This is a genomic window from Actinophytocola sediminis (assembly GCF_054779715.1).
Window position 1 is genome coordinate 56552 of the sequence record NZ_BAAGXS010000007.1, and the last position, 10523, is coordinate 67074.

The 10523-nt window shown below is 69.5% G+C and carries 12 protein-coding genes; 8 read left to right on the top strand and 4 right to left on the bottom strand.

The annotated features are described in order from the left end of the window. Window positions 1-39: 39 nt before the first annotated feature. From ACYVIP_RS04200 to ACYVIP_RS04220, 5 genes are all read left to right on the top strand, one after another. Window positions 40-1746, top strand: a complete 1707-nt coding sequence (locus ACYVIP_RS04200) for a dihydroxy-acid dehydratase (protein WP_460392156.1) — start codon at window positions 40-42, stop codon at window positions 1744-1746. A 157-nt stretch (window positions 1747-1903) separates the two neighbouring features. After that, window positions 1904-2332 carry a DUF6292 family protein gene (locus ACYVIP_RS04205; RefSeq protein WP_460392158.1) on the top strand — a complete coding sequence of 143 codons (429 nt, stop codon included), beginning with the start codon at window positions 1904-1906 and terminating at the stop codon, window positions 2330-2332. An 85-nt stretch (window positions 2333-2417) separates the two neighbouring features. Further along, window positions 2418-3659 (top strand): sialidase family protein, encoded by a 1242-nt coding sequence (locus tag ACYVIP_RS04210; protein ID WP_460392160.1) that lies wholly within the window; start codon window positions 2418-2420, stop codon window positions 3657-3659. A gap of 72 nt (window positions 3660-3731) precedes the next feature. Further along, complete coding sequence (locus ACYVIP_RS04215) at window positions 3732-4502, top strand: hypothetical protein (RefSeq protein WP_460392162.1); 771 nt, start codon at window positions 3732-3734, stop codon at window positions 4500-4502. Window positions 4503-4517: 15 nt separating this feature from the next. Next, complete coding sequence (locus ACYVIP_RS04220; RefSeq protein ID WP_460392164.1) at window positions 4518-5597, top strand: zinc-binding dehydrogenase; 1080 nt, start codon at window positions 4518-4520, stop codon at window positions 5595-5597. 38 nt (window positions 5598-5635) lie between these two features. Here ACYVIP_RS04220 and ACYVIP_RS04225 read toward each other — a convergent pair whose 3' ends face one another. Further along, window positions 5636-6217, bottom strand: coding sequence for a dihydrofolate reductase family protein (locus ACYVIP_RS04225; protein ID WP_460392166.1), 582 nt, complete (start codon window positions 6215-6217; stop codon window positions 5636-5638). A 139-nt stretch (window positions 6218-6356) separates the two neighbouring features. Between ACYVIP_RS04225 and pdxR the strand changes: the two genes are divergently transcribed. After that, window positions 6357-7739: a MocR-like pyridoxine biosynthesis transcription factor PdxR gene (pdxR, locus tag ACYVIP_RS04230; protein ID WP_460392168.1), complete on the top strand. Its 1383-nt coding sequence runs from the start codon at window positions 6357-6359 to the stop codon at window positions 7737-7739. A gap of 98 nt (window positions 7740-7837) precedes the next feature. Here the strand turns inward: pdxR and ACYVIP_RS04235 are convergent, their stop codons facing one another. From ACYVIP_RS04235 to ACYVIP_RS04245, 3 genes are all read right to left on the bottom strand, one after another. Then, on the bottom strand, window positions 7838-8707 hold the full coding sequence (locus ACYVIP_RS04235) for a DMT family transporter (RefSeq protein ID WP_460392170.1): 870 nt from the start codon (window positions 8705-8707) through the stop codon (window positions 7838-7840). Window positions 8708-8774: 67 nt separating this feature from the next. Further along, complete coding sequence (locus ACYVIP_RS04240; protein ID WP_460392172.1) at window positions 8775-8960, bottom strand: DUF397 domain-containing protein; 186 nt, start codon at window positions 8958-8960, stop codon at window positions 8775-8777. A 21-nt stretch (window positions 8961-8981) separates the two neighbouring features. Then, window positions 8982-9827 (bottom strand): helix-turn-helix domain-containing protein, encoded by an 846-nt coding sequence (locus ACYVIP_RS04245; protein WP_460392174.1) that lies wholly within the window; start codon window positions 9825-9827, stop codon window positions 8982-8984. 168 nt (window positions 9828-9995) lie between these two features. Here ACYVIP_RS04245 and ACYVIP_RS04250 point away from each other — a divergent pair, with 168 nt between their 5' ends. After that, window positions 9996-10241 (top strand): hypothetical protein, encoded by a 246-nt coding sequence (locus ACYVIP_RS04250; protein ID WP_460392176.1) that lies wholly within the window; start codon window positions 9996-9998, stop codon window positions 10239-10241. 59 nt (window positions 10242-10300) lie between these two features. Next, window positions 10301-10522 carry a hypothetical protein gene (locus ACYVIP_RS04255; RefSeq protein ID WP_460392178.1) on the top strand — a complete coding sequence of 74 codons (222 nt, stop codon included), beginning with the start codon at window positions 10301-10303 and terminating at the stop codon, window positions 10520-10522. The last annotated feature ends 1 nt before the right edge of the window (window position 10523 follow it).

The window sequence follows — 10523 nt, forward strand, 5'->3', positions numbered from 1 at the left end:
GTCCATGATCTTTCGGATCCTAGATCGGGAGGGCACCGAATGCGCAGCTCGGCCTGGTACTCCGGGGACAGCCGCAACGCCTACATCCACCGCGCGTGGATGCGTCGCGGCGTGCCGAACGACAGCTTCACCGGCAAGCCACAGATCGCCATCGCCAACACCGCCTCCGAACTCACCCCGTGCAACGCCCACCTCAACGAGGTCGCCGAGAGCGTCCGGCACGGCATCTGGGACGCCGGCGGCGTACCGCTGAACCTCCCGGTGGTGTCCCTCGGCGAGACCAACGTCCGGCCGACGGCCATGTTATGGCGCAACATGGCCGCGATGGCCACCGAGGAGCTGTTACGCGCCAACCCGATCGACGGCGTCGTGCTGCTCGGCGGCTGCGACAAGACGATCCCGTCGCTGCTGATGGCGGCCGCGTCGGTCGACCTGCCGGCCGTGGTCGTGCCCGGCGGCCCGATGCTCACCGGCACCTTCCGCGGCACGCCGCTCGGCTGCGGCACCGACGTGTGGCGGCTGTCGGAGGAGGTCCGCGCCGGCACGCTGTCCCGCGAGGCGTTCATGGAGTCCGAGTCGTCCATGATCCGCAGCCGGGGGCACTGCAACACCATGGGCACCGCGTCGACCATGGGCCTGCTCGCCGAGGCGCTCGGGGTCACGCTGCCCGGCATCGCCGGCACCCCGGCGGCCGACAGCCGGCTGCTCGCCGGGGCGCACGAGACCGGCCGGCAGATCGTCGAGATGGTGACCGCCGACCGGCGGCCGAGCGCGGTGCTCACCTCGGGCTCGTTCCACAACGCGATCGTCGCGCTGGCCGCGATCGGCGGGTCGACCAACGCGGTCGTGCACCTGCTGGCCATCGCCGGCCGGCTCGGCGTCGACCTGGAGCTGGCCGACTTCGACCGGATCGGCGCCCGGGTGCCGCTGCTGGTCGACCTGCAGCCAGCCGGCCGGTTCCTGATGGAGGACCTCTACCGCGCCGGCGGCCTGCACGCGGTGCTCGGCCAGGTCGCGGACCTGCTCGACCCCGAGGCGATCACGGTCACCGGCCGGCCGCTGGTGGACACCCTGACCGAGGCGCCGATCTGGGACCAGGAGGTGATCCGCACCAGGGACACGCCGCTGCAGCCGGACGCCGGGATCGCCGTGCTGCGGGGAAACCTGGCCCCCAACGGCGCGATCATCAAGCCGGCGGCCGCGTCCGCGCACCTGCTGGCCCACCGCGGCCGGGCGGTCGTGTTCGACTCGGTGGAGGACCTGCACGCCCGTATCGACGACGAGGACCTCGACGTGGACGCGGACTCGGTGCTGGTGTTGCGTGGCTGCGGACCCAAGGGCTACCCGGGGATGCCGGAGGTGGCGAACCTGCCGCTGCCGGCGAAGCTGCTGCGCGCCGGGGTGCGCGACATGGTGCGGGTGTGTGACGGGCGGATGAGCGGCACCGCGTACGGCACGGTCGTGCTGCACGTTGCCCCGGAGGCGGCGGCGGGCGGGCCGCTGGCGCGGGTGCGCACCGGCGACTGGATCACGCTCGACGTCGCGGCCAGGCGCATCGACGTGGACGTACCGGCCGAGGAGCTGGCCGCCCGCGAGCCGTCCTCCGCGATGGCCGATGCGCTGGCCAGCCCGCGGCGGGGCTGGGAGCAGCTGTACGTGAACACCGTCCTTGGCGCGGACACCGGGGCCGACCTGGACTTCCTGACCGGCGCGAGCGGGCACGCGGTGGCCCGCGACTCGCACTGACGACTCTGACCACAGAGCGCGACCGAATAAACCGGATCGGGTGGTTGCCGCCGGCCAAGCCATCCGATCCGGTGAGGAGGTTTACCGGCGGATTGCCGCCGGGTACTCGGGGTCGGCCACCCGTTCGGGGGGTTAGGACACCGAAGGAGAACAACCGATGGAGCTCGACCCTCGGAGCCAGACGGCGCGCGCCCTGCATCGGTACACCGGGCTGGTCAGCGTCGCCCTCGGCCAGGCAGGGGACGCGTTCTGGGTGCACACCGAGTCGCCGGCAACGGGCTACATCCCGCTGGCCGACCGGGCGCCCGCCTTCCCCAACCGAGATCTCGCGTTGCTGTGGGACGAACGACACGGCTGGTCCGCCGCCATCGAGACAGCCTCCGGCGAAGACCTGATCGTGGTCAGCTACCTCGGCAGGGACATCCTGCCGCCACCGTCCGTGGTCGCCAGGTTCGCCGCGGCCCTGATCGCCGGCAAGGGTCCCGGCGTGCCGGAGCCGCCGGCGTTCCGCGAGGTGGACGACCTGGACGACCTCGCGGACCGGATCGCCGAGTACACCCCGGCGCCGGACCACCAGCTCACCTGAGTGGTTACCAAATCACCTAACTTCCGGTATCTTCGCAACCAGTTTTCCGTACCGTCCTGGCGAAAGCGAGTGCGCTGTGCGAGGGTTGCGAGTTCTCGGATTCCTGATCGGACTGGTCGCCATCACGGCGACGGCGGTGCCGGCGGCCGGCGCCCCGGCAGCGGACAACGGCGCGGCGCCGCGCGCCGCGGAGTCCCACTCAGAGAAGATCATCTTCGACGGCGGCGGCAGTGAGGAACTCAACGGGCTCCGGTATCACTCGTTCCGGATCCCGTCACTCATCCGGACGAAGAACAACACACTGATCGCGTTCGTCGAGGGCAGGGCGGCGAACAACCAGGACTTCGGCAACATCAACCTGCTGTACAAGCGCTCCACCGACAACGGCGCGACCTGGTCGCGGCTGTCGGAGGTGATCGGCTCCGGCGAGGGCACCTGGGGCAACCCGACCGCGGTGGTCGACCAGTCCAACAACCGGATCTGGCTGTTCATGAACCACCAGCCACCGACCTCGGGCACCGTCAACTCCTGGGACGACCGGCAGGTCTGGGTCTCCTCCAGCACCACCGACGGCACCTCGTGGTCGGCGCCGGTGAACATGTCGGCCACCCTCAAACCGCGCACCCTGGCCAACGGCTCGAGCTGGAACTGGGACGCGGTCGGCCCCGGCGTCGGCATCCAGACCACCTACCGCAACCCCGGCCGGCTGGTGATCCCCGCCCAGCACCGCAACATCTACAGCGACGACCACGGCGCGACCTGGAAGGTGGCCCTGTTGCGCACCACCTCGGGCGCGGCGATGGAGCAGACCGGGGAGGCGACCGTGCTGGAGCTGGCGGACGGCTCGCTCTACCGCAACGACCGGGCGACCACACCGGTGTGGGAGAGCGCCAAGCGCCGCTGGGTCGCCCGCGGCTCGATCGAGTCCGGCTTCGCCGCCTTCGCCCCGGCGAGCTGCCTGCTCGACCCGAAGAACGAGGCCGCGACCATGCGCTACAACGCCGACGCCCCGGCACGGCTGGCGTTCGTCAACGCGGCGAGCACCGAGACCCGCACGAAGATGCGGATCCGGATGAGCGAGGACGAGGGCCGGACGTGGAGCTACAGCCGCGCCTTCGCCGACGCGCCGCTCCCGCAGGAGGGCGGCGGCTACCGCGAGGGCGGCTACGCCAGCATCGCGAAGACGGCCGACTATCACGTCGGCGCGCTGGTCGAGGTCAACGAGAACACCGGCGCCAACTCAACCTCGCACCGCTCGATCGCGTTTCGCAAGGTCAACCTGCCGTGGGTCCAGGGAGGTGCGCGCGAGCCGGACTGCACGGGCTGAGCCGATGTAACCCGCTGTTCGCCATGGCTTAGTGTGCTGGCCACCACAGGTTCGAATATGGGGGTGGCGGCCATGGTTACCGGCGTCGACGATGTGCAGCACGACGACAGACGCGCGGACGAACCGCGCACCGAGCTGATCCCGGCGGTCGGCGAGCGGGTCGTCCGGCTGCGCAAGCTGGCCTGGTGGGTGCTGGGCGTCACCGTGCTGCTGAACGTGTTGAGCATGGCCATCCCCGCGCTCATCGACCACCCGCTGACCACCGAGCGCGGCGAGATCCGGGTCTATTTCGACGTGTTCTCCGAGGGCAACCTGCCGACGTGGTGGAGCGTCGCGCTGCTGGTGCTGGCCGCGGTGAGCCACGCGGTGGCCGGTGCGCTGGCGGTGGCTGCCGGGATCCGGGGCGCCTGGGCGTGGTTCGTCAGCGCGGCGGTGCTCGGCGGGCTGTCGCTGGATGACCACACGTCCCTGCACGAGCGCCTGGAGCGGATCGGCAAGGACTGGGTGACCTTCGAGAAGTTCCCCGGGTACTGGCTGGTGCCGGGGATCATCGCCGGCCTGGTGATCGTGGTGGCGCTGGGCCTGTTGGCCTGGCGGCTGTCCGGGGTGACCAGGTGGTGCATGATCGGCGGGCTGGCGCTGCTGCTCGGCTCGGCGATGGGCATGGAGTTCGTGCAGGGCCTGCTCGTCGCGCAGGGCGAGAGCGGCCCGATCTACGTGCTGGTGCTGCACGCGGAGGAGCTCGGCGAGAACCTCGGCGTGCTGCTGATGATCACCGCCGCGGTCCGCTCGGTGACGATCACCAACCTGGCCGGCCGGTTCGGCATCCGTTACGGCCGCTGATCGACCGGCCGTGGCATGGTTGGCGGAGACCTGCCCGCGCGACCGATGGAGGACGCCACCATGCTGGCCGGACGGTTGGAGCTCACGAGCAGGAAGTTCGTCGTACGCGAGGTGCCGGAGCCTTCGCCTGGGCCGGGTGAGGTGCGGATCAGGGTGCGCGCGGCCGGCGTGTGCCTGTCGGACGTGCACCTGATCGACGGCAGCCTCAGCCCGATCTTCTTGGACGCCCCCGAAGTCACCCTCGGCCACGAAGTCGCCGGCGAGATCGACACGATCGGGCCAGACGTCGGAGGCTGGCAGGTCGGCGACCGCGTCACCCTGCAGGCCGGCGAGCGGTGCGCGGCCTGCCAGAACTGCCTGCGGTTCCGCGACCCGTGCCTGGCCGTGCGCACCCGGGGCGTCGACTACGACGGCGGCTGGGCGGAGTACGCGCTGGCCAGCCAGCACACCCTGGTGGCGATCCCGGACGACCTCCCGTTCGACCAGGCGGCGATCGTGCCCGACGCGGTCTCCACGCCGTGGGGGGCGGTGACCGACACCGGCCGGGCGGCCCCGGCCAAGCCTGCGGGCGTGTGGGGCATCGGCGGCCTCGGTGTGCACGCTGTGCAGTTGCTACGCCTGATCGGTGCGGCCCCGATCGTGGCCGTCGATCCGTTGCCCGCGGCCAGGGAGCGCGCGTTGGCGTTCGGCGCGGACGCCGCGTTCGACCCGGCGGACCCGTCGCTACGGGCGGCGGTGACCGAGCTGACCGGCGGCGGGTTGGACGTCGCGTACGACATGGCCGGCGTGGCGGCGGTACGCGACCAGGCCGTGAAGTGTCTGGGCCCCGGCGGCCGGCTGGTGTTGGTCGGCCTGACCCCGACGCCGCTGACGGTGGAGAACAGCATCGCGTTGAGCTTCCGAGGCCAGCGGATCCTCGGCCACTACGGGTCGGCACCGGGGGCGGTCGAGCAGCTGGTCGAGCTGACCCGCCACCACCGCCTGGACCTCAGCCGGTCGATCTCGGACACGATCCCCCTCGCCGACGCGGCGACCGCCGTGGAAGCGTTGCAAACCAAGCAGGGCAACCCGATCCGCCTGATCCTGGCGCCGTGACGGACCCAGCGAACTGACCCGAAACCGCCGCCCGCCCCCTACTCAGCCGCGGTCGTGATGGGCCGGTACCGAACGCGGGCGGCCAAGGTGGGGTCGGCGACGTCGAGCCGGTGGAGGCGGACCGGGGTTTTGCCGGGGTTGTGGTACAGCCGGATGCCCTCGCCGAGCAGGACCGGCAGGAGGTGTATGTCGACCTCGTCGATCAGTCCCAGTTCGAGCAGCTGAGCGCCGATGGTGGGCGAGAAGACGCTGAGGTTCCGGCCACCGGCCGCCTCGAGCCCGATGCGCACCGCTTCCGCCACGGGGCAGGACAGGAACGTGATGTCCGGGGTGGGCCGCGCGTCCTCGGGGTGGTGGGTCAGGACGAAGATCGGCCCCTGCCACCTACCGCCCCACGGCCGGGACTCGCCGATGCCACTGTCGAAACCGGCGCGGCCCGCCAGTACGGCGCCAGTGTTCTCGATGTACTCCTCGATCATGCCGGACCGCACCGAGAAACCGCTCATCCACGCCATGTCGTGGTCGGGTCCCGCCACGAATCCGTCCAGGGACATCGCGAAACCCCAGTGGACCTTTCCCGCCGTGGTCGGCGGTTCGGTGTCGTGCACGTGGCCGTTCACCGGTCAACCGCCGGCGAGACGGCGTTCGGTGTGGGTGGTGGCCGGCGCACGAACGTCATGGCTGTCCTTCCATCGGTGCTGTGGCCCCCGACGGTATGGCTAGAGTGGATCCGATAGCAGTACCAACTCCGGATGAGTTATGAGTACCAGTTCGGCAGAGCTGTTCGTGGAGCTCGACCGCTCCCGCCCTCGCGGCCTGCGCGCCCAACTCGAGAACGGCCTGCGTGGCGCTATCAGGGTGGGCCGGCTCCGCGCCGGCACCCGGCTGCCCTCCTCTCGAGCACTGGCCGCTGACCTGCGGATCACCCGTGGTGTCGTGGTCGCGGCTTACGACCAGCTCGCCGCCGAGGGCTACCTGACCTCGCGACAGGGTTGGGGGACCGTCGTCAACGCGATCACCGTGCCCGAGGGGTCACCGCGCCACCGCACACCGCCGGCCGGGGTCCGCTACGACTTCCGCCCTGGCGCCCCGGACGTCGGCCTGTTCCCCCATGCGGCGTGGTCCAGGGCGACCAGCGCGGCGATGCGGTCCCTGCCCGACCTGGAGCTGGGCTACGGGGCCCCGGCCGGTCTCGCGTCGTTGCGCGAGACGCTGGCCGACTACCTTGGCAGGGTCCGGGGTGTGTCGTGCGGACCGGACGACATCGTGGTGTGCAACGGCTTCTCGCACGGGTTGAGCCTGCTGGCCCGGGTGCTCGCCGGGCGGGGCATCGCTGTGGAGAACCCCGGCCACCCGAACTGGCGCGAGCAGATCGAGTGGGCCGGCGCCAGGTGCCATCCCGTCGAGGTCGACGACGAGGGGCTGCGGGTGGACCGGCTGACCGCGCCGGACGTGGGCGCGGTGCTCACCACGCCCGCCCACCAGTACCCGACCGGCGTGGTGCTCTCCCCCAGCCGACGGATCAGCCTGGTCGACTGGGCCCGCACCAACCACGGATACATCATCGAGGACGACTACGACGCCGAGTACCGCTACGACCGCCAACCCGTCGGCGCCCTCCAGGGGGTCGCACCCAACCACGTCATCCACGTCGGCAGCCTGTCCAAGAGCCTGGCCCCCGCGTTGCGGCTCGGCTGGCTGGTCGTCCCCCCGGCGTTACGCGACGAGCTGGTCGCGGCCCGCGCGCACGGCGACCGCTGCACCTCCTCGATCATCCAGGCCACCGCCGCCGAGTTCATCCAGCGCGGCGACCTCGACCGGCACCTGCGGCGCACCCGCCGCAGTTACCGCCAGCGCCGCGACACACTCATCACGGCACTGCGCCAGCGGCTACCCACCTGCCGCGCGACCGGCATCTCCGCAGGCCTGCATGTCCTGGTCCGGCTGCCAGCCGGCACCGACGCGCCCCACCTCGCCACTACCGCCGCCCGGCACGGCCTCCTCGTCCAGCCCCTGGACCACTACCGGACCAGCCCGGCGCACGACCGGCCCTCAGCCCTCGTGCTGGGCTACAGCAGACTCACACCCCAGCAGATCGAGGAAGGCATCCACCACCTCGCCACCATCCTGAACCGGTTCTAACCTGTTCCCTATCAGCGGCACGACAACAACGGACTGTTCCCGACCCGCATGCGCACCTCTCCCCCAGGTGACGAGCCGCTGGCACGTTTACACCGCGCCTACACCGCCCGCACTCGGTTCGCCGCCAGCACCGAACCGGCGACGATGGCGACCAACCCGAGACCGGTACTCCACGAAATGTGTTCGCCGAGCAGAAGCCAGCTCAACACCACGGCCACGCCGGGCGACAGGTAGAAGGACAGGGTTGCCCGCGCGGGCCCGGCGCGTTTGATCAGGGAGTAGTTCAGGCTCAACGTCACGCCGGTGAAGACAATGCCCAATGCCAGCAGGGCCAGACCGCTCGTCCAACTCGGGTTGACATCCGGCACCGCCAGAACTCCCGGAACGAGCAGAACGACCACCGACACCAGCATGGCGACGGTAGCGATGCCCAGAGGTTCGGCGAAGGTCAGCTTGTGGTGAATGAGCAGCGCACCGCTCGCATAACAGAATGCCGAACCAACCAGCATCATGCCGCCGAACAACGCCCGAGCGCCGCCACTCAGGTCCACCCCGAACAACAGCACCAGTCCGGCGAAGCCAAGCAGCAGACCGAAGAGTCCGAGGACACCCTGAGGGCGTTCGCCAGGGTCGAACCTGAGCGCCAGCAGTGCCACGAACAGCGGCTGCGCCCCGATGATGATGCCCGCGAGCCCCGGCGACAGCTGGTGCTGCCCAAGGGTGAGCAGCAGGAGCGGCACCGTGGCCTGGAGCAGCACGGTCACCAGTACCCAGCCTGGTTGTCGCCTGAGGGCGGGCAGCACCCCCCGCTTCACCGCGAACGGCAGCAGGACCAACGCGGCCACGGTGACCCGGCCCAACACCACCAGCACCGGCGGGAAGCCACGCAGCGCTACCTCGATCACGAGATAGGCGCCACCCCAGAGCAGTGACAGCGCGGCAATGCCGAGCCATAGCCAGCGGCTCATGCTGGTACGCGGCAGTTGACGTCAGGCATATGGCTTACCGCACGGTGTGCGTCAGCGCTTTCGCGGACTACCCCTGGAAGGGCCCGCCTTTGGCCGTGGTCACCAACGACCGAACGTCCAGAGAGAGCCGCGGCCCGTTCGGGTTCTTGGAATCGCGCACCGCACCCAGCGTGCAGGCGATCTCGACGCAGCCGTTGCCCTGGTCCGAGAACGACGACTTCCGCCACCCGTCGCGGCGGTCTGTGGTGGACATGGGCTTCCTCCGTGATCGGGTCTAAGTCGTAAGACGTGAGCGGATGACTTCCGCACTCTCCTCCGGCGACAGCGCAACCTCACGCAGCCGGTCGACAGTTCGATTGTACCCGTTCACCTGATCTTGATCCTGGACGTAAACGGCGCCGTTGACCAGCTCGACATAGGCGATGCTCTGCGCTTCGGCGAAGTCCAGCACGGTGAACGGCCCGATCAGCGCCTCGTGGTAGCCCACCCCGGCAGGAAGCACTCTGACCTCGACGTTCTCATGTTCAACCAGGTCCAAGACGTGCTTCAACTGACCGCGGAGGACGTCCTGGCCACCTACCGGCCGATCAAGCAACATTTCCTCGATCATCACCGTGAGCCGCAGTGGGCGTTCATCCACGAACAGCCGGCGTTGCCGCTCCATCCGCAGCCTGACCGTGCGCTCGTTGTGGTCGGGCCGGACGCGGATGTGACCGGCAGTGAGGCCGAGCGCATAGGCCTCACTCTGGAGAAGGGCCGGGAAGACCAGCGGGGCGTAGATCGACGACTGCGCAGCCAAACCTTCCAGACCGACGAACGTCTTGAGCCAGTCCGGTACGACGTCGGTCCAGGCCGCCCACCAGGTCTGTTCGCCGGCGCTGCCGGCGAGCGACGACAGGCGATCGATGTCGGCCTGGTCAGCACCATAGAAGCGAAGCAGGTCACGAACCTCACCAGGTTGCTGCTGATTGCGCCCGCTTTCCATGTGCCCGATCTTGCCGGGCGAGCACCTGATGGCCTTGGCGGCTTCGCCGATCTTGCGGCCACTCTGCTCCCGGAAACGGGCCAACTCCACGCCCACCAGCCAGCGAACGGCTGACGGATCGTCGCGATCTGCCACGCGTCTGAACCTCCTCGAACCAGTCATCCATGGCGTGCGGCGTCAAGTCTGCCCTGCGTCGCCATGGTGCGGAGACCTTCACCCGACCGAGGTATGTTTCTACGTAGCAATTTACGTATGATCACCCCTGTTGATTTACCACCCTACCTGAGGATAGGAGAAACCCCCATGATCCCCAACGCGCCGGAGAAGTCGGTGTGGCTCGACATCCCGGACAACTGCCGCATGCGGGGCGAGTTCACCGGTGACCACGACATCCATCTCATGTTCGGCAATCCCGACGATGGAACGAACATGCTGTTCGAGCGTGTGGCGCTGGAGCGATTCGTCCAGTTGGCCAACGAGTTGCTGGCGCTCCCGATTCCGGACGACCCCAAGGCGGACATGCCGAGACTGCACGCCCCGGACGCCTGAGGCCCTTGATGACGACCATCCCACCACCTGATGAGCCGGCCCACCTGGACAGCAGGCTCATGGCTGAAGTGACGAGCGTCAACAACCAACTCGGCCGCTATGTCCTGCGCTTCCTGGACACCGATGCCGGCCGTGCCGAACCCCTGAGAACCGACGATGAGCGAGCACTGGCAACGCGAGTCGCCGACGTGGCGAACGGTCTGCGAGCCCGCGCTGATCGACGTGAACAGCACGGCAACCTACCCCTGATTCTCGGCGCCAGGAAAGAGGAGCGCGGTTGAG